At 72.0% G+C, this 23,324-nt stretch carries 21 protein-coding genes and 1 tRNA gene; 12 read left to right on the top strand and 10 right to left on the bottom strand.

Going from position 1 to position 23,324, the window contains the following annotated elements; translation table 11 throughout:
• The first annotated feature begins 31 nt into the window (after nt 1-31).
• Nucleotides 32-1,471 (top strand): amino acid permease, encoded by a 1,440-nt coding sequence (locus tag NOD94_RS12210; protein ID WP_281205871.1) that lies wholly within the window; start codon nt 32-34, stop codon nt 1,469-1,471.
• Nucleotides 1,472-1,590: 119 nt separating this feature from the next.
• Here the strand turns inward: NOD94_RS12210 and NOD94_RS12215 are convergent.
• Nucleotides 1,591-1,675 (bottom strand) — tRNA-Leu (locus NOD94_RS12215).
• A 167-nt stretch (nt 1,676-1,842) separates the two neighbouring features.
• Between NOD94_RS12215 and NOD94_RS12220 the strand changes: the two genes are divergently transcribed.
• The 3 genes from NOD94_RS12220 (at nt 1,843) to NOD94_RS12230 (ending at nt 4,462) form a co-directional block, all read left to right on the top strand.
• Nucleotides 1,843-3,168, top strand: coding sequence for a M20/M25/M40 family metallo-hydrolase (locus tag NOD94_RS12220; RefSeq protein ID WP_281205872.1), 1,326 nt, complete (start codon nt 1,843-1,845; stop codon nt 3,166-3,168).
• 151 nt (nt 3,169-3,319) lie between these two features.
• Nucleotides 3,320-3,553, top strand: a complete 234-nt coding sequence (chpH, locus tag NOD94_RS12225) for a chaplin ChpH (RefSeq protein WP_281205873.1) — start codon at nt 3,320-3,322, stop codon at nt 3,551-3,553.
• Nucleotides 3,554-3,712: 159 nt separating this feature from the next.
• On the top strand, nt 3,713-4,462 hold the full coding sequence (locus NOD94_RS12230; RefSeq protein WP_281205874.1) for a chaplin: 750 nt from the start codon (nt 3,713-3,715) through the stop codon (nt 4,460-4,462).
• Nucleotides 4,463-4,501: 39 nt separating this feature from the next.
• Here the strand turns inward: NOD94_RS12230 and NOD94_RS12235 are convergent, their stop codons facing one another.
• A complete protein-coding gene (locus NOD94_RS12235; RefSeq protein WP_281205875.1) occupies nt 4,502-4,690 on the bottom strand; it encodes a DUF5703 family protein in 189 nt (62 codons plus the stop codon).
• A gap of 47 nt (nt 4,691-4,737) precedes the next feature.
• On the opposite strand from NOD94_RS12235, the gene NOD94_RS12240 reads away from it, so the two are divergent.
• On the top strand, nt 4,738-5,418 hold the full coding sequence (locus NOD94_RS12240) for a hypothetical protein (protein WP_281205876.1): 681 nt from the start codon (nt 4,738-4,740) through the stop codon (nt 5,416-5,418).
• Between the two features lie 61 nt (nt 5,419-5,479).
• On the opposite strand, the gene NOD94_RS12245 is transcribed toward NOD94_RS12240, so the two are convergent.
• The gene (locus NOD94_RS12245) at nt 5,480-7,864 is read right to left on the bottom strand and encodes a helix-hairpin-helix domain-containing protein (RefSeq protein WP_281205877.1); all 2,385 of its coding nucleotides are present in this window, start codon (nt 7,862-7,864) and stop codon (nt 5,480-5,482) included.
• Nucleotides 7,861-8,844 (bottom strand): aldo/keto reductase, encoded by a 984-nt coding sequence (locus NOD94_RS12250; RefSeq protein WP_281205878.1) that lies wholly within the window; start codon nt 8,842-8,844, stop codon nt 7,861-7,863. The genes NOD94_RS12245 and NOD94_RS12250 overlap by 4 nt, the downstream gene beginning before the upstream one ends.
• 109 nt (nt 8,845-8,953) lie before the next feature.
• Between NOD94_RS12250 and NOD94_RS12255 the strand changes: the two genes are divergently transcribed.
• A complete protein-coding gene (locus NOD94_RS12255) occupies nt 8,954-10,003 on the top strand; it encodes an LLM class F420-dependent oxidoreductase (RefSeq protein ID WP_281205879.1) in 1,050 nt (349 codons plus the stop codon).
• Nucleotides 10,004-10,246: 243 nt separating this feature from the next.
• Nucleotides 10,247-11,035 (top strand): ferritin-like domain-containing protein, encoded by a 789-nt coding sequence (locus NOD94_RS12260; RefSeq protein ID WP_281205880.1) that lies wholly within the window; start codon nt 10,247-10,249, stop codon nt 11,033-11,035.
• A 28-nt stretch (nt 11,036-11,063) separates the two neighbouring features.
• Here NOD94_RS12260 and NOD94_RS12265 read toward each other — a convergent pair whose 3' ends face one another.
• On the bottom strand, nt 11,064-12,056 hold the full coding sequence (locus tag NOD94_RS12265) for a magnesium and cobalt transport protein CorA (protein ID WP_281205881.1): 993 nt from the start codon (nt 12,054-12,056) through the stop codon (nt 11,064-11,066).
• Nucleotides 12,057-12,120: 64 nt separating this feature from the next.
• On the opposite strand from NOD94_RS12265, the gene NOD94_RS12270 reads away from it, so the two are divergent.
• The 4 genes from NOD94_RS12270 (at nt 12,121) to mshC (ending at nt 15,634) form a co-directional block, all read left to right on the top strand.
• Nucleotides 12,121-12,828 (top strand): histidine phosphatase family protein, encoded by a 708-nt coding sequence (locus NOD94_RS12270; RefSeq protein ID WP_281205882.1) that lies wholly within the window; start codon nt 12,121-12,123, stop codon nt 12,826-12,828.
• A gap of 75 nt (nt 12,829-12,903) precedes the next feature.
• Nucleotides 12,904-13,494 carry a DUF3090 domain-containing protein gene (locus NOD94_RS12275; RefSeq protein ID WP_281205883.1) on the top strand — a complete coding sequence of 197 codons (591 nt, stop codon included), beginning with the start codon at nt 12,904-12,906 and terminating at the stop codon, nt 13,492-13,494.
• Nucleotides 13,495-13,499: 5 nt separating this feature from the next.
• Complete coding sequence (locus NOD94_RS12280) at nt 13,500-14,294, top strand: SCO1664 family protein (protein WP_281205894.1); 795 nt, start codon at nt 13,500-13,502, stop codon at nt 14,292-14,294.
• A 110-nt stretch (nt 14,295-14,404) separates the two neighbouring features.
• Nucleotides 14,405-15,634: a cysteine--1-D-myo-inosityl 2-amino-2-deoxy-alpha-D-glucopyranoside ligase gene (gene mshC, locus NOD94_RS12285; protein WP_281205884.1), complete on the top strand. Its 1,230-nt coding sequence runs from the start codon at nt 14,405-14,407 to the stop codon at nt 15,632-15,634.
• A gap of 78 nt (nt 15,635-15,712) precedes the next feature.
• On the opposite strand, the gene NOD94_RS12290 is transcribed toward mshC, so the two are convergent.
• The 5 genes from NOD94_RS12290 to NOD94_RS12310 all read right to left on the bottom strand — a co-directional run bounded on the left by NOD94_RS12290 (nt 15,713) and on the right by NOD94_RS12310 (nt 22,101).
• The gene (locus tag NOD94_RS12290; RefSeq protein ID WP_281205885.1) at nt 15,713-16,846 is read right to left on the bottom strand and encodes a PAC2 family protein; all 1,134 of its coding nucleotides are present in this window, start codon (nt 16,844-16,846) and stop codon (nt 15,713-15,715) included.
• Between the two features lie 127 nt (nt 16,847-16,973).
• Nucleotides 16,974-18,581 carry a glycerol-3-phosphate dehydrogenase/oxidase gene (locus tag NOD94_RS12295; RefSeq protein ID WP_281205886.1) on the bottom strand — a complete coding sequence of 536 codons (1,608 nt, stop codon included), beginning with the start codon at nt 18,579-18,581 and terminating at the stop codon, nt 16,974-16,976.
• 38 nt (nt 18,582-18,619) lie between these two features.
• On the bottom strand, nt 18,620-20,146 hold the full coding sequence (gene glpK, locus NOD94_RS12300) for a glycerol kinase GlpK (RefSeq protein WP_281205887.1): 1,527 nt from the start codon (nt 20,144-20,146) through the stop codon (nt 18,620-18,622).
• Nucleotides 20,147-20,225: 79 nt separating this feature from the next.
• Nucleotides 20,226-21,008, bottom strand: a complete 783-nt coding sequence (locus NOD94_RS12305; protein ID WP_281205888.1) for an MIP/aquaporin family protein — start codon at nt 21,006-21,008, stop codon at nt 20,226-20,228.
• Nucleotides 21,009-21,333: 325 nt separating this feature from the next.
• Nucleotides 21,334-22,101, bottom strand: a complete 768-nt coding sequence (locus NOD94_RS12310) for an IclR family transcriptional regulator (RefSeq protein WP_281205889.1) — start codon at nt 22,099-22,101, stop codon at nt 21,334-21,336.
• Between the two features lie 252 nt (nt 22,102-22,353).
• Here NOD94_RS12310 and NOD94_RS12315 point away from each other — a divergent pair.
• A partial coding sequence (locus tag NOD94_RS12315; RefSeq protein ID WP_281205890.1) for a homocysteine S-methyltransferase family protein occupies nt 22,354-23,324 on the top strand: 971 nt, incomplete at its 3' end.

Genomic DNA, 23,324 nt, shown 5'->3' on the forward strand with positions numbered 1-23,324 from the left:
TGCCTGTCCGACCCACGAAGGCGAAGACCGTATGAGTGACCGCACCTTGACCGAGGCCCCCGCCGAGGCGTCTTCCCGCCCCGTCGACGCCGGCGACGAGGGCTACAGCAAGGACCTCAAGTCCCGCCACATCAACATGATCGCCATCGGCGGGGCGATAGGCACCGGCCTGTTCCTCGGCGCCGGCGGCCGCCTCGCCGGAGCGGGCCCCTCGCTCGCCATCGCCTACGCGGTCTGCGGCGTCTTCGCCTTCTTCGTGGTCCGGGCCCTCGGCGAGCTGGTCCTGTACCGGCCCTCCTCGGGCGCCTTCGTCAGCTACGCGCGCGAGTTCATGGGGGAGAAGGGCGCCTACACGGCGGGCTGGCTCTACTTCCTCAACTGGTCCACCACCACCGTGGCCGACATCACGGCCGCCGCGACCTACGCCCACTTCTGGTCGATGTTCACCGACGTCCCCCAGTGGGTGCTCGCCTTCATCGCCCTGGCCGTGGTCCTCACCGCGAACCTGATCTCGGTGAAGTACTTCGGCGAGATGGAGTTCTGGTTCTCCCTGGTCAAGGTGGCCGCCCTGACGATCTTCCTGATCGTCGGCATCTACCTCGTCGCCACCAGCCACGACATCGGCGGCAACACCCCGGGCCTCGCCAACATCACCGACAACGGCGGCATCTTCCCGGCCGGCGTCCTGCCCATGCTCCTGGTCATCCAGGGCGTGGTCTTCGCGTACGCCTCCGTCGAGCTCTGCGGAGTCGCCGCGGGCGAGACCGAGAACCCCGAGAAGATCATGCCGAGGGCGATCAACTCGATCATGTGGCGCGTGGGCATCTTCTACGTCGGCTCGGTCGTCCTGCTGGCCCTGCTGCTCCCCTACACCGCCTACTCGGACGGCCAGAGCCCGTTCGTCACCGTCTTCGACAAGCTCGGCGTCCCGGGCGCCGCGGGCATCATGAACCTGGTCGTCCTGACGGCCGCCCTGTCCAGCCTGAACTCCGGCCTCTACTCCACCGGCCGGATCCTGCGCTCGATGGCCATGTCCGGCTCCGCGCCCAAGTTCACCGGTGTCATGAACAAGGGCAAGGTCCCCTACGGCGGGGTCCTCTTCACCGCCGCCTTCGGCGTCGCCGGCGTCGGCCTGAACTACCTGATGCCCGAGGACGCCTTCGAGATCGTCCTCAACTTCGCCTCGCTCGGCATCCTCGGCACCTGGGCGATGGTCATGCTCTGCTCGCTCCACTTCTGGCGGAGGGCGAAGCAGGGCCGACTGGAGCGCCCCTCCTACCGGCTGCCCTGGGCCCCGTACACGCAGATCGTGACGCTGGTCTTCCTCGTCACGGTCCTGGTCCTGATGTGGTGCGACGGCGGCGTCGGCCGCACCACCGTCCTGTTCGTCCCCGTCATCGGCGCCGCCCTGGTCGGCGGCTGGTTCCTGGTCCGCGGCCGGGTGGCGGAGATCGCCGCCTCCCGCCGCTGACGCGACGCACGCACGAGGGGCCCGGCCCGGGATCGATCCCGGGCCGGGCCCCTCCGCCGTCCCCCGTACGCGGGAAACGAAGAAGGACCCCGCCGCAGCGGGGTCCTTCTTCTTACTTGTGTCCGAGGGGGGACTTGAACCCCCACGCCCGATAAAGGGCACTAGCACCTCAAGCTAGCGCGTCTGCCATTCCGCCACCCGGACAAGGTGTCTGTCTCGCGTCCCTCGCGGGCCGTTCCGACGTGGAAAACATTACCAAACATTCCGGGGGCCCGATCACACCCCCCGGTGACCGGGGAGCGCCCTTGGGCGGAGCGCCGCGGCGAGGGAGGATGGGGAGGTAGCCGGTACTGATCAGCGGGAGGAACAGCGTGAGCGAATCGGGCGCGGGCAGGACCGTCTCCGGCCAGGACGAGGTCGTCGACCTCTGCCGGGACCTCATCCGGATCGACACCAGCAACTACGGGGACCACTCGGGCCCGGGCGAGCGCAAGGCGGCCGAGTGGATCGCGGAGCAGCTGGCCGAGGTGGGACTGGAGCCCCAGATCTTCGAGTCCCACAAGGGCCGCGCCTCGACCGTGGCCCGGATCGAGGGGGAGGACCCCTCGCGGCCGGCCCTGCTGATCCACGGGCACACCGACGTGGTCCCGGCCAACGCCGCCGACTGGACCTACGACCCGTTCTCGGGCGAGATCGCCGACGGGTGCGTGTGGGGCCGCGGCGCGGTCGACATGAAGGACATGGACGCGATGACGCTGGCCGTCGTGCGCGACCGCATGCGCAGCGGACGCAAGCCCCCGCGCGACATCGTGCTGGCCTTCCTCGCCGACGAGGAGGCGGGCGGCATCTACGGGGCCCGCCACCTCGTCGACAAGCACCCCGGCCTCTTCGAGGGCGTGACGGAGGCGATCGGCGAGGTCGGCGGCTTCTCCTTCACCGTGAACGAGAACCTGCGCCTGTACCTCGTCGAGACCGCGCAGAAGGGCATGCACTGGATGCGGCTCACGGTGGAGGGCACCGCGGGCCACGGGTCGATGACCAACAACGACAACGCCATCACGGAGCTCTGCGAGGCCGTGGGCCGCCTCGGCCGCCACCAGTGGCCCGTCCGCGTCACCAAGACCGTGCGGTCGTTCCTGGACGAGCTCTCGGACGCCCTGGGCACCCCGCTGGACCCCGACAACATGGACGAGACCCTCGCCAAGCTCGGCGGCATCGCCAAGATGGTCGGCGCGACCCTGCGCAACTCGGCCGCCCCGACGATGCTCGGCGCCGGCTACAAGGTCAACGTCATCCCCGGTCAGGCCACGGCGCACGTCGACGGCCGTTTCCTGCCCGGTTACGAGGACGAGTTCTTCGCCGACCTCGACCGGATCCTCGGCCCCCGCGTGAAGTACGAGGACGTCCACGCGGACAAGGCCCTGGAGACGGACTTCGACGGGAAGCTAGTCGACGCCATGCAGGGCGCCCTCAAGGCCGAGGACCCGATCGCGCGGGCCGTCCCGTACATGCTCTCGGGCGGTACGGACGCGAAGTCCTTCGACGACCTCGGCATCCGCTGCTTCGGCTTCGCCCCGCTCCAGCTGCCCCCCGAGCTGGACTTCGCGGGCATGTTCCACGGAGTGGACGAGCGGGTTCCGGTCGACGGCCTCAAGTTCGGCGTCCGGGTCCTCGACCGTTTCATCGACAACGCGTGACGGGCCACTCCTAACGCCGGGGAATCGGGAAGGTGTGCGGATTCCACTGAGAAGAGTGAATGCGCTCATACGCTCGTAGCCCCGGTGGGAACTCCTCGTTACAGGTGGTGCGGTCCGCGGCTGGGACCGCACTTGCCTACTAGGAGGAACAATGCTCAAGAAGGTTGTCGCCGCTGCGGCTGCTACCGGTGGTCTGGTTCTCGCGGGTGCGGGCCTGGCTGTCGCCGACGCGGGTGCCCAGGGTGCGGCCATCGGCTCCCCCGGTGTCCTGTCCGGCAACGTCGTCCAGGTTCCGGTCCACGTGCCCGTGAACGTCTGCGGCAACACGATCTCCGTGATCGGCCTGCTGAACCCGGCCTTCGGCAACACCTGCGTCAACGCCTGACGCGTCTGAAGACCCGGCCCCGGAGCGCTTTCCAGCGCTCCGGGGCCGCCGGGCTTTCACGGCCCGATCCATCGACTTTTCGGCGTACCAGGCGGGGGAGCCTGGACGGCCCGGCCGCCGCGCGGCGGCCGTCGACGTACCAACAGGGGACGAGTGCAGATGCGACGACCGATCCAGGTCACGAGGAAGACGCTGATCACCATGGCGGCCGCGGGGGGTGTGCTCGCGCTGGCCGGCGGTCAGGCGCAGGCGGCCTCCGGGGCGTCCGGCCATGCCGCGAACTCGCCGGGCGTGCTGTCCGGGAACAACGTGCAGGCCCCGGTGGACGCGCCGGTGAACCTCTGCGGCAACACCGTCAACGTGATCGCCCTGCTGAACCCGGCCTTCGGGAACGGCTGCGCGAACGAGTCGGGCAAGCACCGCCCGCCGGGCAAGCCGCAGCACCCGGACCACCCGGGCGGCCACGAGGAGCCCTGCGACGACCACCCGGGCAACCCGGGCGGCGGGAACCCCGGCGGTGGCACGCCCGGTGGCGGTAACCCGGGCGGTGGGACGCCGGGTGGTGGGACCCCCGGTGGTGGCACGCCCGGTGGTGGGAACCCGGGTGGTGGCACTCCGGGTGGTGAGACCCCCGGTGGCGGTAACCCGGGCGGTGGCACCCCGGGCGGTGGCACCCCCGGCGGTGGCACTCCGGGTGGTGAGACCCCCGGCGGCGGTAACCCGGGCGGCGGTACCCCCGGCAGCCCGGGCGGGCAGACGCCCGGCCAGGGCCCCGGTCAGGGGACGGGCGGCCACGGCGGACTCGCGGCCACGGGCGCCGGCGACGCGCTCACGGCCGGAGTGCCCCTCGCGGGCGGACTGCTCCTCGCCGGAGCCGTGCTCTACCGGCGCGCCCGCAACTCCGCCTGACGGATGCTCACGACGCGGGTCCCGCTCCCGGGGCCCGCGTCACCAGGTCGCGCGGACCTGACGGATGATCCGGCGGCGCAACCGCACCCTGCGGCTGCCGTCCCGGTGGAGCGTCAGGCGGTCCAGTTCCCAGTGGCCGTACTCGGCGTGGTCGGTCAGTAGTCGGGTCGCCTCCTGGCGGGGGGTCCCGCGAGGCACGTACACGTCGACGAATTCGTATTCCGGCATCGCATCTATTGTGCGGGCAGAGCCCCGCTACGGATAGCGTCTGCACTATGTCTGATGCCGCTCTGCCCACTGTTGCCGAGGTACGCGCCGCCGCCGAGGCGGTCAAGGCCGCTCTCGACCGCCACCTCGCCGCGGTCGAGAGCAGGATCGGGGACGAGGACCCGGCCGTCTACGCCGCCTTCAACGAACTCGCCGCCGCCGCCGAGGAATACGACGAACTGCTCTACGACCGCTACGACGAGGTCACCCCGTTCGAGATCCCCACGCCGGAGGACGGAGTTCCGTACACCGGGCCGGCGGAACCAGCGGCCTTCAGCGTGTTCATCCGCCGTGACTACGCCGTCGTCGAACCGGCCCGGCTGGTCGCCCAGGCGGAACGCGTCGCCGCGCACGACCGCGAATCCGAGTTCGTCGACGACAGCGGCACGGCCGGTGCGCTCGGCGTGCTCTTCGGGGAGTACGAGCCCGACGAGATCGCCTCCCGCTACAAGGAGTTCGGACTGGAGGAGGGCGACTCCACCCTTTGGATCGCGGCGCTCGAAGAGGTGGCGGAACCGGGTGATTGGCTCGACGCGCCCTTCGGACAGACCGACCCCCAGGACGTCCTGCACCGCTTCGACGTCAGCTCCGTCTTCGACGAGGATCCGGAGGACGCCGAGGACGCCGAGGATCCCGAGGAGCCGGGGGAGTTCGAGGAGGCGGCCGAGCCCGGTCTGACCCCGGCCTGATCCCGCCCGACGCGTGCGCCGCCCCCGCCCTTCCGGTCGGGGGCGGCGCCGCACGTTCCCGCTACTGCGGCGCGGCCTCCTGAGCGGCCGTCAAGGCCCGCAACAGGCCCGTGAGCCGGGTCGTGCGCGGCTTCGGCAGCACCTGCGCCACCGCGTGCGGCAGCGCCTGGTCGACCCCGTGGACGACGGACAGGTGCCGCTCCGCCCGCCCGAACGCCGTGTACACCCAGTCCCGGGACAGGGCCTGCGCGGCGTCCCCCGGAAGGACGACCACCACCGCGGGCCAGCGCGTCCCGACGGCCTGGTGCGCCGTGACCGCCCAGCCGTGCCGCACCTGGGACTCGACCCGTTCCTTCGGTACGACGACCCGGGCCCCCGCGAGGTCCAGGTGCAGCCCCTCCGCGTCGGCCGACACCACCCGGCCCGGCAGCGCCCGCCCGGGGGAGGGCACGTGGACGACCCGGTCGCCGGGGTCGAACCCGCCGAACCGGCCGGGGCCGGGATTCAGCCGCTCCTTGAGGGCCGCGTTCAGCGCGCGGGTGCCCGCCGAGCCGCCGTGGCCCGGGGTGATGACCTGCACGGCATCGGCCGGGATCCCGAACGCGCGCGGCACCGACTCGGCGACCAGTTGCACGGTGCGGTGCACCGCCTCACCGGCGTCCTGCACCGGGACGATGACGACCTCCTTGCCCGGGGCGTGTACCTGGTTGAGCTCCCCGATCCCGACGCCCGAGACCAGCTCGCCGACCGGGCCGGGGTCCGGCGTCCGGGACACGACCTGCGGCCAGGCCCGCGCCGCCAGCACATCGGCGAACACGCGCCCGGGACCGGCCGACCCGAGCACCCCGGGGTCCCCGGACAGCACCAGACGGGCCCCGTCCGGGACGGACTCCACCAGGGCGGCGGCCGTCTCCACGTCCAGCTGCGGCGCGTCCAGTACCACGAGGAGGTCCAGCTCGAACCGGCCGTCGGCGTCCCGCCCGGGGCCCTGCGTCCCGGCCAGCAGTCCGGCCGGGGTGACCCGGTCCGGGCCAGGGGCGTGCGCCGCCAGGACGGCCCGCAGACCCAGCTTCCGGGCCGCCTCCAGCAGGGCCGGCGGCTCGGCACGGGCGGCCTCGCCGCCGGTGTGGGTCACCACCCCGTGGCCGGCGACGGCCCTGATCAACTCGCCGCCGGTGCCGGTGCCGGTGGTGGCCCGCGACCAGTCGGCGGGGTCGGTGACGCCGGCTGCCAGCCGGGCCAGGCCGTCGGCGAGGCTCTCCTCGGCGAGGGCGTACTCCTCCAGCCCCACGAGGACCCGTACGGGCCGCTCCGCCTCTTCGGCCTCCGCGTCGGCGTCCGCGGCGGGGGTCGGCGCGATGCCGTCCAGCGGCTCCTCGAACACGAGCACCGCGCCCTCGCCGACGGCGTTCTCAAGGGCCCCGGCCGGTTCCGGCACCCCGTACTGGGCCAAGGCCTTCTCCAACACCGGGGCCTCCAGAGCGGTGTGCCCCTTCTCGGCGGCCCGGTCCAGCAGCCAGCCCACCAGGGCGGCGCCGCGGCGTTCGTCGGCGGGACCGGCCCCGCCGCCCAGCAGGGCCTGCGCGAAGCCGTCAGCCTGGGCCGGGCGGACGCCGGCGACCGCCAGCAGCCGCCAGGGGTCCTCGACGAGCCGGCCCGCGGCGCCCTCACCGAGGATCCGGGCGGCCGGCCCGGCCAGTGCCTCGGGGGCACCGCCGCGGGCCAGCACGGCCCGTACGCCCTCGATCTCGGCCGCGGCGGGCTCGGCGCCGGCAGTGACGGGCCGGGGTTGCTGCGGGGGAGCGGGGGCGGCCTTGCGGGGGGCGGCCGGGGCCTCGTCGAAGTACACCGGGGCCGGCGCGGCGCCGCTCTCCACGGCCCGTACGGCGGCCAGCAGGTCGGCGGCCTTCCCGCTGAGCTTCGCGCCCGCCTCGACGGGAGCCTCACGCTCGGCCTTGCGCCGTGCGATGCGCTCCCGCTCGACCTTCTGCGCCGCCAGCTCGGCCTGCGCCTCGGTGAGCGACGGCGCCGCCCCCTCGGCGCCCGCGGCCGCGGTTACGCCCGGGGCGTCCGCACCCGATTCGGCGTCCTCGCCGGAAGCGCCCGCGTCCGGTTCACCGTCTCCGGCGCCCGCGGCCGCCGCCGCGTCCTGGGCGTCGGCGTCGGGAGCCTCGTCGTCCGGTTCGCCCTCCGCGGTGCCCGCGGTCGCCGCGGCGGCCCCGACCTCGGGGTCCCCGCCCGGCTCGCCGGCCGCGTCGGATCCGGCGCGGGCCCGCGGCGCGTCCCCGTCCCCCGTGTCCTCCGACGGCTCCGGGGCGAGGTCGGCCTCGGGTTCCGGGTGGGCCTCCGGCCTCGCGGGGTCCTCGGGCGCGGCCCCGCCGGCCCCGGCCCCTTCCTCCGCGGCAGCGGGCGCGGCGGCGGCGGTGGTCTCGGGGTCCGTACTCACAGCGTGCTCCAGTCCTGATCGGGGTAGCGGTGCACCGGGACGGAAACGTCGTCCAGCGCACGGCAGATCTCCTCGGGAAGACTAAGGGCCTCCACCGACAGCGCCGCCCCGAGCTGTGTCGACGTCCGCGCGCCGACGATCGGGGCGACCACTCCCGGCCGGTCCCTCACCCACGCCAGCGCCACGTGCAGGGGCGTCACCCCCAACCCCTGGGCGGCGGTCACCACCGCGTCGACGATCCGGCCCGCCGGCTCGTCGAGGTACGGGTCCACGAAGGCGGCCAGGGACTCCGAGGCACCCCGTGAGTCGGCGGGCGTGCCGTCGCGGTACTTGCCCGTCAGCACCCCGCGGCCCAGCGGGGAGGAGGGGAGCAGGCCCACGCCCAGGTCCAGCGCGGCGGGCAACACCTCCCGCTCCACGCCCCGCTGGAGGAGCGAGTACTCCATCTGCGTCGAGGCGAGCCGGGTCCGCACCCCCGGCACGGCCAGCTGCCACGTCGCGGCCTTCGCGAGCTGCCAGCCACTGAAGTTGGACACCCCCGCGTACCGGGCCCGGCCGCTGCTGACGGCGAGGTCCAGCGTCTGCAGGGTTTCCTCCAACGGGGTACGGGGGTCGAAGGCGTGCACCTGCCACAGGTCCACGTAGTCGGTGCCCAGCCGGTCCAGCGAGTCGTCGAGGGCGCTCAGCAGGTGCCCGCGAGAGCCGTCGAAGCGCCGGTCGGGATCCGGCACGCTGCCCGCCTTCGTCGCGATGACCAGGTCGCGGCGCGGAACCAGCCCGGCCACCAGTTGCCCCAGGATGTACTCGGCCTCGCCGCCCCCGTACACGTCGGCCGTGTCGACGAGCGTGCCGCCCGCCTCCCAGAACGTCTTCAACTGCTCGGCGGCGACTTCCTCGCCGGTGTCGCGGCCCCAGGTCAGGGTGCCGAGGCCGATCCGGGAGACGCGCAGTCCGGTGCGGCCGAGATGCCTCTGCTCCATGAGCGCTGAGACTACTGGGGCGCTGACGCGGGAGACCTTGGCGCGCTACAGTCCCCCGCAGACCCACGTTACTGATCGGTAAATCGGCTTCACCGTTAGGGGACGACACATGCGGCTCGGCATCAATCTCGGCTACTGGGGTGCGGGCATGGACGCCGACAACCTCTCCGTCGCCCAGGAGGCCGACCGGCTCGGCTACGACGTCTGCTGGGCCGCCGAGGCCTACGGTTCGGACGCGGCCACCGTGCTGGCCTGGGTCGCGGCCCAGACGGAGCGGATCGACGTCGGCTCGGCCATCTTCCAGATCCCGGCCCGCCAGCCCGCGATGACGGCGATGACCGCCGCCACCCTGGACTCGCTCACCAAGGGCCGCTTCCGACTCGGCCTCGGCGTCTCGGGGCCACAGGTCTCCGAGGGCTGGTACGGCGTCAAGTTCGACAAGCCCCTGGCCCGGACCCGCGAGTACGTGGAGATCGTCCGCAAGGCGATGACCCGCGAGCGGCTGTCCTACGACGGCGCCCACTGGACCCTCCCGCTGCCCGACGGTCCGGGCAAGCCCCTCAAGCTGACCGTCCACCCGGAGCGCGAGCACATCCCGCTCTACATCGCCGCCATCGGGCCGAAGAACCTGGAGCAGACCGGCGAGATCGCCGACGGCGCCCTGCTGATCTTCCCGGCCGCCGAGCACCTGGAGGAGACGGCCCTGCGCCACATCCGCGCGGGCCGCGAGAAGGCCGGCCTGACCATGGACGGCTTCGACGTCTGCCCGACGGTGCCGCTGGCCCTCGGCGAGGACGTGACGGCCCTCGCCGACATGTTCCGCCCCTACACCGCCCTGTACGTCGGCGGCATGGGCAGCCCGAAGCAGAACTTCTACAACCAGCTCGCCCAGCGGATGGGCTACGAGAAGGAGGCCGCCGAGATCCAGACCAAGTACCTGGGCGGCGACAAGACCGGCGCGGCCGCGGCCGTCCCGCACTCCCTGATCGACTCGACCACCCTGCTGGGCTCCGTCGAGCGGATCGCCGACGGCATGCGCGCCTACGCCGACGCCGGGGTCACCACCCTCACCCTGGCCCCGGCCGGCTTCACCCTGGACGAGCGGATCGCCGCCCTGCGGGCCGGCACCGAGGCCCTGGAGCTCGCCGGCCTCGCCTGAGTCCGGCCCCGACGGCCCCCGACACGACGACGGAGCCGCGCGTGGTGCGCGCGGCTCCGTCATCAGGTCCTGCGGCCGTGGTGGGGGCTCGGGGGGTCTTCCCCGCCACGGCCGACACAGCCAACAACGCCCCGCCCCGCCCCCGGGTTACGCCCTCGCGACGAGCCGCCGATTTCGTTCATTCGGCCGAGTCGGGCGGCCCTCTCGGTTGCCTGTCCGATCGATCCGCATTTGACTCGTTCCATGCTCTCTGCCCGCAGCCTGTTCCAGGAGATCGTCGACCACGACGACTCCTTCCAGCTGTTCTGCTCCATCGCCGCGAGCGGGGAGTCCCAGGGCGGCTGGGAGAACGCCCGGATCGCCGCGCTCGTCCCCGAGCCGATGCGCGACCTGGCCCCCAAGATCACCCGGCACGGCGCCGACGAGGACAAGCACGGCAGGATCTTCCAGGCCCTGCTCCGCAAACGCGGCCTGTCGCCCGTCCCCGTACCCCCCGAGGTCGACTACACGATGCTGCTGGAACGCCGCGGCATCGGCCTCGCCCACGAGAAGCTGCGCGGCGACCGGCCGCTGACCGAGGAGGACATCGTCGTCTACCTCGCGCACAGCCGGGTCACCGAGCAGCGCGCGGCCGACCAGATGGTCATGCTCGTCCGGTACTTCGGCGACCACCCCGAGCTCGGCAGGGCCGTCCGCATGATCAGCGCCGACGAGGACAACCACCTCGCGTACTGCCACGAGGAACTGCTGCGCCTCGCCCGCCTCGGACACGGCCGCACCATCCACCGGATCCTGCGCGAGAGCGCCCTCGCCGAGATCGGCGTCTACCGGGACGTCAGCCTCGCCGTCATGGCTCACATGGGCCGGCTCCTGCGCTGGCCCGCGCCCAAGTCCGCCGCCCTCGCCGCAGGCATCCGCGCCGCGTACGCCTACGAGCGCTTCAGCGGCTGGCACCGGGCGGTCCGCCTGACCCCGCCCGAGCGGGTCGACGCCCTCGGCGGCGCCCCCGTACCCGCGCCCGGACTCGCCTGAGCGGGCCGCCGCACCACCCGCCCCGCCCTCACAGCCAGCCGCGACGCTTGAACATCCGGTGCAGGCCCAGGCACAGGGCGGCCATGAGGGCCACCACCCCCGGATAGCCCCAGTCGTGCCGCAGCTCCGGCATGTGATCGAAGTTCATCCCGTAGACGCCCGCGACCATCGTCGGGACCGCGGCCATCGCCGCCCAGGCCGAGATCTTGCGCATGTCGTCGTTCTGCCGGACGCCCATCTGCGCCAGGTGCGCGGCCAGCGCGTCCGACAGCAACCGGTCCAGGCCCTCGACGTACTCGTTCGCCTTCGTCAGGTGGTCGGCCACGTCCCGGAAGAAGGGCTGCGCGTGCTCGTGCACGAACGGCACGCGCCCGAACGCGAGCCGGTCCATCGGCTGGAGCAGCGGGCTCGTCGCCCGACGGAACTCCAGCACCTGCCGCTTGAAGCCGTAGATCCGGGACGCCGTGTTCTTCGAGTCCGGGGCGTTCGGCGCGAACACCTCCGCCTCCAGCTCCTCCAGGTCGCCCTGGAGCTCGGCGGCCACCTCGATGTAGTGGTCCACCACCGCGTCGGACACCGCGTACAGCACCGCCGTCGGGCCGTGCCGCAACACCTGCGGATCCTGCTCCAGCCGGTGGCGCACCGCGGCGAGCGCCGCGCCCTCGCCGTGCCGGACGGTCACCACGAAGGCGTCGCCGACGAACACCATCAGCTCGCCCGTCGTCACCGTGTCCGCGGCGTCGTCGTAGAGCACCGGCTTCAGGACGACGAACAGCGAATCGTCGTACACCTCCAGCTTCGGCCGCTGGTGCGCCGTCAGCGCGTCCTCCACCGCCAGCGCGTGCAGCCCGAACTCCCGGCTCACGTGCTCGAACTCGGCCTCCGTCGGCTCGTGCACGCCGATCCACACGAAGGCGTCGCCCCCGGCCCGCGCCTCGGCCAGGGCGTCCGAGAAATCGGCGGGCGCCGCGGAACGGCGGCCGTCACGGTACATCGCACAGTCGACAATCACGCGGCGCATTCTCCCCCGCCCGCACCCGGCCCGCACCCGGCCCGCACCCGGGCGACACCCCTACCCTGTACCCATGGCCACGTTGATCCTCGTACGGCACGGGCGTTCCACCGCCAACACCGCGGGCTTGCTCGCCGGATGGACTCCGGGAGTCGGCCTCGACGAACACGGCGCCGGGCAGGCCGTCGCGCTGCCGGACCGGCTCGCCGGGGTACCGCTGGCCGCCGCCGTCACCAGCCCCCTCCAGCGCTGCCGGGAAACCCTGGCGCCGCTCCTCGCCGCCCGCCCCGAGCTGCCCCTGCACACCGACGAACGCATCGGCGAGTGCCACTACGGCGACTGGTCGGGCCGCAAACTCTCCGAACTCGCCGGAGAACCCCTCATGAAGATCGTCCAGCAGCACCCCTCGGCAGCGGCCTTCCCCGGCGGCGAGTCCATGCGCGCCATGCAGGCCCGCGCCGTGGACGCCGTACGGGAGTGGAACACCCGGATCGAGGACGAGCACGGCAGCGACGCCGTGTTCCTGATGTGCTCGCACGGCGACATCATCAAGTCCCTCGTCGCCGACGCGCTCGGCATGCACCTCGACCTCTTCCAGCGGATCCACGTCGACCCCTGCTCGGTCACCGCCGTCCGCTACACCCCCACCCGCCCCTTCCTGCTGCGCCTCGGCGACACCGGCGACCTCTCCCCGCTGATCCCGCGCCCGGCCCCGGCCGCCGAGGGCGAGTCCGAAGGCACCGGGAACGCCGTCGTGGGGGGCGGTGCGGGCGCGGCGTGATCGAACGGCGCAGTAGGGTGGCAGGGCCGATACGCGTGCGCGGACCCGCCCACGCCTGAGACTTGGAGACTGGACGTGCCCCGTCAGGTGTTCCTTTACGATCCACCGGACCGCTTCGTGGCCGGCACGGTCGGTCTGCCTGGGCGCCGTACGTTCTTCCTGCAGGCCTCCGTGGGTACCCGCGTCACCAGCGTCTCCCTGGAGAAGACCCAGGTGGCGGCGCTGGCCGAGCGGATGGACGAGCTGCTGGACGAGGTCGTGCGGCGCACCGGCGGCAACGCCCCCGTCCCGGCCGTCGCCTCCACCGAGGCCGCCGACACCGCGCCCCTCGACGTGCCCGTCGAGGAGGAGTTCCGGGTCGGCACCATGGCCCTCGCCTGGGACGGCGAGGAACAGCGGATGATCGTCGAGGCCCAGGCGCTCGTCGAACTCGACGCCGACTCGGACGAGGACCTCGCCGAAGCGGAGGAACGCCTCCTCCAGGACGAGGAGAACGGCCCGCCGATGCTCCGGGTCCGGCTCTCCGGAGCCCAGGCCCGGGCCTTCGCCAAGCGCGCCCTCGACGTGGTCAACGCCGGCCGCCCCCCGTGCCCCCTGTGCAGCCTCCCGCTCGACCCAGAGGGACACGTGTGCCCCCGCCAGAACGGCTACCGGCGCCAGGCGTGAGCGCCGTGAGCCCGATCGAGGAGCTGCTCACCCGCGGTGAGCTCACCGTCCGGGGACGGATCGCCGAGGCCTCCAACGCGGTCCTGCTGTGCACCGTCGTCCACGACGGCCGCAGCGCGGACTGCGTCTACAAGCCGGTCAAGGGCGAGCGCCCGCTGTGGGACTTCCCCGACGGGAACCTCGCCCGCCGCGAGCGCGCCGCCTACCTCGTCTCCGAGGCCACCGGCTGGGGCCTGGTCCCCGCCACCGTCCTGCGCGACGGACCGTACGGCGAGGGCATGGTCCAGTACTGGATCGACCCCGGGGAGACGCCCGAGGCGGAACTCCTCGCGCTCGTCGAGGGCGAGGAGGCGGCGGAGGGTTGGAAGCCCGTCGCGCTCGCCGAGGTCGGCGAGGGCCGCACCGCCCTCCTCGTGCACGCCGACGACCCCCGGCTGCGCCGCCTCGCCGTACTCGACGCCGTGATCAACAACGGCGACCGCAAGGGCGGCCACCTACTGCCCGCCCCCGACGGCCGGCTGTACGGCATCGACCACGGCGTCACCTTCCACGCCGACGACAAGCTGCGCACCCTCCTGTGGGGCTGGGCGGGGGAGCCCCTCACCGACGAGGCCCGCACGGTGCTGCTCTCCCTGGAATCCCAGCTGGCCGCGGGAGAGCCGCTCGCCACCCGGTTGGCCGAACTGATCACCGACGCGGAGCTGGACGCCGTACGGGCCCGCGTGGCCGCCCTGCTGCGCACGGGGACGCATCCGCAGCCCTCGGGACAGTGGCCCGCCATCCCCTGGCCCCCCGTCTGACCAGGCACGGCCCGGGACGCACAGAACCGGCCAGACGGCAAGAGCGCGGTTCAGGCCAAGAGTGCTGCTCCGGTTCGTTTCCGGAACACTCGTCCGGTTAGTCTCAAGGCATGCATGCCTGGCCCGCTTCTGAGGTCCCCGCCCTGCCCGGCAAGGGCCGCGACCTCCAGATCCACGACACCGCGACCCAAGGGACGATCACCCTCGCCCCCGGTCCCGTCGCCCGTATCTACGTCTGCGGGATCACCCCGTACGACGCGACCCACATCGGTCACGCGGCGACCTACAACGCGTTCGACCTCGTCCAGCGCGTGTGGCTCGACAACAAGCGGCAGGTCCACTACGTCCAGAACGTCACGGACGTGGACGACCCGCTCCTGGAGCGGGCGCTTCGCGACGGACACGACTGGACCGAACTCGCCGAGCGCGAGACCGCCCTCTTCCGCGAGGACATGACCGCCCTGCGGATGCTGCCCCCGCAGCACTACATCGGAGCGGTCGAGGCCATACCCGGCATCGTGCCGCTGGTCGAGCGGCTCCGCGACGCCGGCGCCGCCTACGAGCTCGACGGCGACGTCTACTTCTCCGTGGAGTCCGACCCGCACTTCGGCGGGGTCTCCCACCTCGACGCGGAGGCGATGCGGCTGCTCTCCGCGGAGCGCGGCGGCGACCCGGACCGCCCGGGTAAGAAGAACCCGCTCGACCCGATGCTGTGGATGGCCGCCCGCGAGGGCGAGCCGAGCTGGGACGGCGGCTCGCTGGGCCGCGGCCGGCCCGGCTGGCACATCGAGTGCGTCGCCATCGCCCTGGACCACCTGGGCATGGGCTTCGACATCCAGGGCGGCGGCTCCGACCTGGCGTTCCCGCACCACGAGATGGGTGCCTCGCACGCCCAGGCGCTGACGGGCGAGTTCCCGATGGCCAAGGCCTACGTCCACGCCGGCATGGTCGGCCTGAACGGCGAGAAGATGTCGAAGTCCAAGGGCAACCTGGTCTTCGTCTCGACGCTGCGCCGCTCCGGGGTCGACCCGGCGGCCATCCGCCTCGCCCTGCTGTCGCACCACTACCGGGCCGACTGGGAGTGGACGGACGCGGTCCTCGCCGAGGCGGTGGCCCGTCTGGAGCGCTGGCGCGCGGCGGTCTCGCGCCCGGACGGAGTACCGGCGGACGCCCTGGTCGAGGAGGTCCGCGAGGCCCTCTCCCGCGACCTGGACGCCCCCGCCGCGCTGGCCGCCGTGGACCGCTGGGTCGAGCTCCAGCTGGCCACGGACGCCGACGACGAGTCGGCCCCGGGCCTGGTCTCCCGCACGGTCGACGCCCTGCTCGGCGTCGCCCTCTAGAGCATCGCTCCCTCAGGGGGCAACGAGAACGCCGGACCGGCCGCGGCTGCGGCCGGTCCGGCGTTCTCGTTCGACGACCTAGGCGTCGGGGGAGGAGCCCGGCGTCCCGGGCGGCTCAGGAGCCTCCGGCTTCTCCGGCGACTCGGGCGTCGCGGGCGTACCCGCGGTCCCGGGCGTCCCCGTCGCCTCCTGGGCCCCGGACGCCCCGGCAGCTCCGGACGCCTCCTCGGACCCGCTCCCGGACCCACCGGCGGCCCCGTCGGGCGTCGAAGCCGCGGGCGGCTCCGGCTCCGGCCTGCGCTTCGGAGGCCGGGGCGGGCCGCCGGCGGTGTCCCGCAGGTACGAGGCGTCGCCCGGATCCGCTGTGGCGGAAGGGTCCCGCCGCCGCAGGTACCGTTCGAACTCCCGGGCGATCGCGTCCCCGGAGGCCTCCGGCAGGTCCGCCGTGTCCCGCGCCTCCTCCAGCGTCTGGACGTACTCCGCGACCTCGCTGTCCTCGGCGGCCAGCTGGTCCACGCCCAGCTGCCAGGCACGCGCGTCCTCGGGCAGCTCGCCCAGCGGGATCCTGATGTCGATCAGGTCCTCCAACCGGTTGAGCAGCGCCAGCGTGGCCTTCGGGTTGGGCGGCTGGGACACGTAGTGCGGCACCGCCGCCCACAGCGACACCGCGGGAACGCCCGCGTGCGTGCAGGCCTCCTGCAGCACGCCCACGATCCCGGTCGGACCCTCGTACTTCGTCTCCTCCAGGTCCATCGTCCGCGCCAGGTCGGCGTCCGACGTCACCCCGCTGACGGGCACGGGCCGCGTGTGCGGGGTGTCCCCGAGCAGCGCGCCCAGGATGACCACCATCTCCACGCCCAGCTCGTGCGCGAAGCCGAGCAGCTCGTTGCAGAACGACCGCCACCGCATGGACGGTTCGATGCCCCGCACCAGCACCAGGTCACGCGGCTTCGCACCGCCGATCCGGACCACGGACAGCCTTGTTGTCGGCCAGGTGATCTTCCTGACCCCGTTGTCCAGCCACACCGTCGGCCGGTTGACCTGGAAGTCGTAGTAGTCCTCGGCGTCCAGAGCCGCGAAGACCTCGCCCTTCCACTCCCGGTCCAGGTGCGCCACCGCACCGGAGGCGGCGTCACCCGCGTCGTTCCAGCCCTCGAACGCGGCCACCATGACCGGGTCGATCAGCTCGGGCACGCCCTCAAGCTCGATCACCCAGGTCTCCTTCCGAAGTTCCCTTGCGTACGTGGGTCAGCCTAAGCCTTGAGGCGGCACCGACCACAGCCCACGACGGAGGGGCGGTTCCCCTCGGAACCGCCCCTCTTCCCCACCAGCGCGGGAGCTATGCCTTGCGGCCCAGCATCTCCTCGACCCGGGCGCGCACGGAGGCGTCGTCCAGACCGCGGATCGTCACCGTCGTGCGCCGGCGCAGCACGTCGTCGACCGTCTCGGCCCACTCGTTGTCACGGGCGTAGGCGACCTGCGCCCAGATCTCCGGACCGTCCGGGTGGATGCGCTCGGCCAGCGCCGGGTCCTCGTTCGCGATGCGCGCGATGTCGAAGGCCAACGAGCCGTAGTGCGACGCGAGGTGGCGGGCCGTCAGCGGGTCCATCCGGGTACCGGGCTCGCGGTCCACCAGCAGCCGGTGCGCGACCGCGTTCGGGTTCGCGACACCGGGCAGCGGGATCCGGCGCACGAGCGACTTCGCGGGCTCCATGTCCTCGGTCAGCGGGCTGCCCGGGAGCTTGGCCAGCTTGTCCATCACCACACGGCCGATGTGACGGTAGGTCGTCCACTTGCCGCCGGCCACCGACAGCATGCCGCCCGCGCCCTCGGAGACGACCGTCTCGCGCTTGGCCTTCTCCACGCCGCCGGGGCCGCCGGGCAGCACCCGCAGGCCCGCGAAGGCGTACGTCATCAGGGAGCGGTCGAGGTCCGCGTCGTTCACGGAGAACGCCGCCTCGTCGAGTATCTGCTGGATGTCGGACTCGGTGGCGCGCACGTCCGCCGGGTCGCCCTCGTAGACCTCGTCGGTCGTGCCGAGCAGCAGCTGGTCCTCCCACGGGAGGGCGAAGGTGATGCGGTACTTGTCGATCGGGGTGGCCATGGCGGCCTTCCACGGCGACTTGCGCTTCATGACGATGTGCGCGCCCTTGGACAGGCGGATCGACGGCATCGAGTGCTTGTCCTCCATGCGCCGCAGGTGGTCCACCCACGGGCCGGTGGCGTTGAGCACGACGCGGGCGTCGACGCCGAACTCGGTGCCGTCCAGCCGGTCCTTGAGCTCGGCACCGGTGACCCGGCCGCGCGTCATGCGCAGGCCGGTGACCTCGGCGTGGTTGAGGACGACCGCACCCGACTCGACGGCCGCGCGGACCGTCATGACGGCGACGCGGGAGTCGTTCATCTGGTGGTCGTAGTAGACCGCGACGGCCTTCAGGTTGTCCGTCTTCAGGCCCGGGTTGTCGGCGACGGCGCGGGCCGGCGAGATGACCTTGCCGATCCCGTCACCGAAGGCCGAGAGCGCCGAGTACGCGAACACGCCCGCGCCCAGCTTCGCCGCACCGACCGGACCGCCCTTGTACACGGGCAGGTAGAAGGTCAGCGGGTTGACCAGGTGCGGGGCCACGTCCTTGGCCAGCACCCGGCGCTCGTGGTGGTTCTCCGCGACGAGCTTGACCGCGCCGGTCTGCAGGTAGCGCAAGCCTCCGTGAACGAGCTTGGAGGAGGCGGAGGAGGTGGCGCCGGCGAAGTCACCGGCGTCCACCATGGCGACCCGCAGACCCGACTGCGCGGCGTGCCAGGCCACCGAGGTGCCCAGGATTCCACCGCCGATGACCAGCAGGTCGTACGTGGCCTTGGCCAACTGCTCACGGGTCTCGGCGCGGCTCGCGTTGGAACCGGCTGTCGGGTGCGTACCCAGGGTGGGAACGCTCTGCGGGCTGCTCATGTCTCTTTAGCTCCTCGTCGATTCGTCAGCCGGTGCGGTCAGCTGGCGTCTTCGTCGTCGACCCAGCCCATCGACCGCTCCACGGCCTTGAGCCAGCTCTTGTACTCGCGGTCCCGCTGCTCGGCGGGCATCCGCGGGGTCCACTCGGCCGCGCGGCGCCAGTTGGCGCGCAGGGCGTCGGTGTCGGGCCAGAAGCCGACGGCCAGGCCGGCGGCGTAGGCGGCGCCGAGGCAGGTGGTCTCGGCGACCATCGGGCGCACCACGGGGGCGTCCAGGAAGTCCGAGAGCGTCTGCATCAGCAGGTTGTTGGAGGTCATGCCACCGTCGACCTTGAGCGCTGCCAGCTCGACGCCGGAGTCCTTGGTCATGGCGTCGGTGATCTCGCGGGTCTGCCAGGCGGTGGCCTCCAGGACGGCACGGGCGATGTGCGCCTTGGTGACGTACCGGGTCAGGCCGGTGATCACACCGCGGGCGTCGGAGCGCCAGTACGGGGCGAACAGGCCGGAGAAGGCCGGCACGAAGTAGGCGCCGCCGTTGTCGTCGACCGAGGAGGCCAGGGTCTCGATCTCGGCGGCCGACTTGATCAGGCCCATCTGGTCGCGCATCCACTGGACGAGCGAGCCGGTGACGGCGATGGAGCCTTCCAGGGCGTAGACCGGCTTCTGGTCGCCGATCTGGTAGCCGACCGTGGTCAGCAGGCCGCTGTAGGAGTTGATGATCTTGTCGCCGGTGTTCATCAGCATGAACGTGCCGGTGCCGTACGTGGACTTCGCCTCGCCCTCGGCGAAACAGGTCTGCCCGAAGAGGGCGGCCTGCTGGTCACCGAGCGCCGAGGCGACCGGGACGCCGGCGAGGACGCCTTCCTTGACGTGGCCGTAGACCTCGGCGGAGGACTTGATCTCGGGGAGGACGTTGAGCGGGACCCCCATCGATTCCGCGATCTTGTCGTCCCAGGCCAGCGTGTGCAGGTTCATCAGCATGGTGCGCGAGGCGTTGGTGACGTCGGTGACGTGCACGCCGCCCTGGGCGCCGCCCGTGAGGTTCCAGATGACCCAGGAGTCCATGGTGCCGAAGAGGATGTCGCCCGCCTCGGCACGCTCGCGCAGGCCCTCGACGTTGTCGAGCAGCCAGCGGACCTTGGGGCCGGCGAAGTAGCTGGCCAGCGGCAGGCCCGTCTCGCGGCGGAAGCGGTCCTGGCCGACGTTGCGGCCGAGCTCCTTGCACAGGGAGTCGGTGCGGGTGTCCTGCCAGACCAGCGCGTTGTGCACCGGCTCGCCGGTGTTCTTGTCCCACAGCAGGGTGGTCTCGCGCTGGTTGGTGATGCCGACGGCCTTGACGTCGGCGGCGGTGATCTCCGCCTTGGCGATGGCTCCCGCGACGACCTCCTGGACGTTGGTCCAGATCTCGGCGGCGTCGTGCTCGACCCAGCCCGGCTTCGGGAAGATCTGCTCGTGCTCCTTCTGGTCGACGGCGACGATGCGCCCGTCGCGGTCGAAGACGATGCAGCGGGAGGAGGTGGTGCCCTGGTCGATCGCGGCGATGAAGGGGCCGGTGCTGCTGGTCATGATGGCTGCTCCTGGCAGGTCTGGTGAGTTGGCGGAATCAGGAGTGCGGTGCGGATCTTACGAGCGCTGCAGATGCTGATCAGGCGAACGCGATGTTGTACAGACCGCCGGCGAGTACGGCACCGACGAGCGGGCCGACGACCGGGATCCAGGAGTACCCCCAGTCCGAACCGCCCTTGTTGGGCAGCGGGAGCAGGGCGTGCACGATGCGCGGACCGAGGTCGCGCACCGGGTTGATGGCGTAGCCGGTGGGGCCGCCCAGCGAGAGGCCGATGCCGACGACCACGAACGAGGTGATCAGGACACCGATCACACCGAGTCCCTTGCCGTCGTCCTGGAGGCCCTGGGTCAGGATGGCCAGGACCAGGACGGCGGTGCCGATGATCTCGGTGGCGAGGTTCTGCACGACATTACGGATCTCGGGTCCCGTGGAGAAGATGCCGAGGACCGGGCCGGCCTGGTCGTGCGGGTGCGGGTCCTCGGGACCGAGCTTGGCGTCGCGGATGTGCTCGGGGTCGGACAGGTGCACGCGGAACTGGCCGTAGTACGTGATCCACATCAGCACGGCACCCAGCATGGCACCGAGGAGCTGGCCCGCGAGGTATACGGGGACGTCGCCCCACTCGCCGGTCTTGACGGCGATGCCGAACGTGACGGCCGGGTTCAGGTGGGCCCCGGAGAGCGGAGCGGAGACGTAGGCGGCGATCAGTACGGCGAAACCCCAGCCGAAGGTGATCGCGAGCCAGCCCGCGTTGCGGGCCTTGGAGCTCTTGAGGGTGACGGCGGCGCAGACGCCACCACCGAGAAGAGTGAGCAGGGCGGTACCGATGGTCTCGCCGATGAAGATGTCGGAGCTGGACACCCGCGACTCCTTTGTTCTTACGTCCAGGGGTGTGTGGACACCGGGTCCCTCCGGTGGTCCACACACTCGGTGAGTGCTGCACCGGTCCTTGGCCTCGCCCTAGCCTAACGCGTATTGCCGGTAGGTGTTCGACAATGCCGACCGATGAACGGCAGTTTTCCGCCTGAATGAAGAACGCGTCAAGGGTTGGCCAGGTCAAAGAACCGGATCGTTACCACACGGTACGATCGCCCAAATCAGGCCAATGAGTGATCCGGAAACGACAAAACCCACCCAAAGGGCGCCGGAAGCGCCCCTCGGGTGGGCCGAACGAATCAAGTCAAGCTCAGAACCGGCCCGCGCCGAGATCGCGCGAAACCGACCGTGCGCAGTCCCGGACCGAGGCGACCAGTGACGCCCGGGGCTCCCCGCCCTCCCCGCAGACCCGCTCCACGGCCCCCGCGACGGCCACCGCGCCCACAGGCATCCGGCGCCGGTCGAGGATCGGCGCCGCCACCGAGGCGATGCCCTCCCAGGTCTCCTCCACGTCCGCCGCCCAGCCCCGTGCCCGGGTCAGGTCCAGGACCTCCTCGAAGCCCACCGCGTCCGTGACCGTACGGGGCGTGAACGACTCCCGCTCCACCTCCACCACCTGGGTGTGCGCGACCGGGTCGTAGGCCGACAGGACCTTCCCCAGGGCCGTGGAGTGCAGCGGCTGCATGGCCCCCACCTCCAGCACCTGGCGGCTGTCGTCCGGCCGGAACACGTGGTGCATGATCAGCACCCCGCTCTTGTGCAGCACCCCCACGTACACGCTCTCACCACTGGCCCGGGCCAGGTCGTCCGTCCAGACCAGCGCGCGGGCGCGCAGCTCGTGCACGTCCAGATAGCTGTTGCCCAGGCGCAGCAGCTCCGCGCCCAACTGGTAGCGACCCGACGCCGGGTCCTGCTCGACGAAGCCCTCGGCCTGCAGGGTGCGCAGGATCCCGTGCGCCGTGCCCTTGGCCAGGCCCAGGGACGACGCCACATCCGAAAGTCCCAGCCGGCGCTCCCCGCCCGCCAGGAGCCGCAGCATCGCAGCGGCTCGTTCGAGCGACTGGATGTTCCGTGCCATCGCGCAGCCTCCTGCTGACGTAGTTCGACAATGCTGAACACTATCGGTCGATGCCGACCTTGTGCATGGTTGGGCGATTCCCGACGTCAGTGCACACCGTCACACCCCCGTGCGTGGTCCCGCGCACAGAATGCAGTCCGCCACGTGGGACGCCCCCACCGGGGTTGTTGCCGCACGGTTACCCTGACCGCGTGCACCCTTGACACGAGGGGGTGCAAAGCCGACAGCCGTCGCATCCCAGGGAGCACAACCATGGCCTCGTTGCCGAACCCGCCCGCAGACACCCAGACCCGGGCCGACGCCCTCCGGGAGGCGCTCGCCACCCGCGTGGTCGTCGCCGACGGAGCCATGGGAACGATGCTCCAGGAGCAGGACCCGACGATGGAGGACTTCCAGCAGCTGGAAGGCTGCAACGAGGTCCTGAACGTCACCCGCCCGGACATCGTCCGCTCGGTCCACGAGGCGTACTTCTCCGTCGGCGTCGACTGCGTCGAGACGAACACCTTCGGCGCGAACTTCGCCGCCCTCGCCGAGTACGACATCCCCGAACGCAACTTCGAACTGTCGGAGTCCGGCGCCCGCATCGCCCGCGAGGTCGCGGACGAGTACACCGCCTCCACCGGACAGCAGCGCTGGGTCCTCGGCTCCATGGGCCCGGGCACCAAGCTGCCCACCCTGGGCCACATCACCTACGCCCAGATCCGCGACGCCTACCAGATCAACGCCGAAGGCCTGATCACCGGCGGCGCCGACGCACTCCTCGTCGAGACCACCCAGGACCTGCTCCAGACGAAGTCCTCCATCATCGGCGCCCGCCGAGCCATGGAGGCCCTCGGCATCTCCGTCCCGCTGATCTGCTCGGTCACCGTCGAGACCACGGGCACCATGCTGTTGGGTTCGGAGATCGGTGCGGCGTTGACGGCGTTGGAGCCGCTCGGCATCGACATGATCGGCCTGAACTGCGCCACCGGCCCCGCCGAGATGAGCGAGCACCTGCGCTACCTGGCGCGCAATGCCCGCATCCCGCTGTCGTGCATGCCGAACGCCGGCCTCCCCGTCCTGACCAAGCAGGGCGCGCACTACCCGCTGTCGGCCGCGGAGCTGGCGGACGCGCAGGAGACCTTCGTCCGCGAGTACGGACTGTCCCTGGTCGGTGGCTGCTGCGGCACCACGCCCGAGCACCTGCGGCAGGTCGTGGAGCGGGTGCGGGGGAGGGCCGTGAC

The sequence above is a fragment of the Streptomyces sp. Isolate_45 genome, assembly GCF_024721315.2.
Classification (GTDB): domain Bacteria; phylum Actinomycetota; class Actinomycetes; order Streptomycetales; family Streptomycetaceae; genus Streptomyces.

Bases quoted from the DNA above. Each gene is read 5' to 3' on its own strand.
- NOD94_RS12210 (WP_281205871.1), top strand. From the start codon at position 32: ATGAGTGACCGCACCTTGACCGAGGCCCCCGCCGAGGCGTCTTCCCGC.
- chpH (WP_281205873.1), top strand. From the start codon at position 3,320: ATGCTCAAGAAGGTTGTCGCCGCTGCGGCTGCTACCGGTGGTCTGGTT.
- NOD94_RS12230 (WP_281205874.1), top strand. From the start codon at position 3,713: ATGCGACGACCGATCCAGGTCACGAGGAAGACGCTGATCACCATGGCG.
- NOD94_RS12235 (WP_281205875.1), bottom strand. From the start codon at position 4,690: ATGCCGGAATACGAATTCGTCGACGTGTACGTGCCTCGCGGGACCCCC.
- NOD94_RS12240 (WP_281205876.1), top strand. From the start codon at position 4,738: ATGTCTGATGCCGCTCTGCCCACTGTTGCCGAGGTACGCGCCGCCGCC.
- NOD94_RS12250 (WP_281205878.1), bottom strand. From the start codon at position 8,844: ATGGAGCAGAGGCATCTCGGCCGCACCGGACTGCGCGTCTCCCGGATC.
- NOD94_RS12255 (WP_281205879.1), top strand. From the start codon at position 8,954: ATGCGGCTCGGCATCAATCTCGGCTACTGGGGTGCGGGCATGGACGCC.
- NOD94_RS12260 (WP_281205880.1), top strand. From the start codon at position 10,247: ATGCTCTCTGCCCGCAGCCTGTTCCAGGAGATCGTCGACCACGACGAC.
- NOD94_RS12265 (WP_281205881.1), bottom strand. From the start codon at position 12,056: ATGCGCCGCGTGATTGTCGACTGTGCGATGTACCGTGACGGCCGCCGT.
- NOD94_RS12270 (WP_281205882.1), top strand. From the start codon at position 12,121: ATGGCCACGTTGATCCTCGTACGGCACGGGCGTTCCACCGCCAACACC.
- mshC (WP_281205884.1), top strand. From the start codon at position 14,405: ATGCATGCCTGGCCCGCTTCTGAGGTCCCCGCCCTGCCCGGCAAGGGC.
- NOD94_RS12295 (WP_281205886.1), bottom strand. From the start codon at position 18,581: ATGAGCAGCCCGCAGAGCGTTCCCACCCTGGGTACGCACCCGACAGCC.
- glpK (WP_281205887.1), bottom strand. From the start codon at position 20,146: ATGACCAGCAGCACCGGCCCCTTCATCGCCGCGATCGACCAGGGCACC.
- NOD94_RS12310 (WP_281205889.1), bottom strand. From the start codon at position 22,101: ATGGCACGGAACATCCAGTCGCTCGAACGAGCCGCTGCGATGCTGCGG.